1 rRNA gene is annotated in these 667 nt (G+C 55.0%); it reads right to left on the bottom strand.

From position 1 onward, the window contains the following. Positions 1-448 (bottom strand): 16S ribosomal RNA (locus HALO32_RS00015); the annotation flags it as partial. Positions 449-667 lie beyond the last annotated feature (219 nt).

Raw genomic sequence — 667 nt, 5'->3', positions numbered from 1 at the left:
TTCTTCCTCACTGAAAGTGCTTTACAACCCGAAAGCCTTCTTCACACACGCGGCATGGCTGGATCAGGCTTGCGCCCATTGTCCAATATTCCCCACTGCTGCCTCCCGTAGGAGTTCGGGCCGTGTCTCAGTCCCGATGTGGCTGATCATCCTCTCAGACCAGCTACGGATCGTCGCCTTGGTGAGCCATTACCTCACCAACTAGCTAATCCGACATAGGCTCATCCGATAGCGCAAGGTCCGAAGAGCCCCTGCTTTCTCCCGTAGGACGTATGCGGTATTAGCCTGGGTTTCCCCAGGTTATCCCCCACTACCGGGCAGATTCCTATGCATTACTCACCCGTCCGCCGCTCGACGCCTGGAGCAAGCTCCATCGTTTCCGCTCGACTTGCATGTGTTAGGCCTGCCGCCAGCGTTCAATCTGAGCCATGATCAAACTCTTCAGTTTAAAATCATCAGTGCCTTAAGAGCACCAAACTTGGCTCAAGGGTCAAACGTTCTCAAAAAGACCCGAAGGTCCTTGACGAGTCGCTTGCCTTGAATGTTTCAGTGACTGGTCACCGACATCCCGACAAGCGCCCACATGAATTACCTGATCGATTGTTAAAGAGCGGCTCCGGGCTCTCATCGAGAGGGGAGCGTCTCGCGTGCTGTCGTGGCCGGCTCA

This window comes from Halomonas lysinitropha, assembly GCF_902500215.1.
GTDB classification, from domain to species: domain Bacteria; phylum Pseudomonadota; class Gammaproteobacteria; order Pseudomonadales; family Halomonadaceae; genus Halomonas; species Halomonas lysinitropha.
The sequence above is the reverse complement of the archived record's forward strand: the minus strand, read 5'-3'. Positions and strand labels throughout refer to the sequence as shown.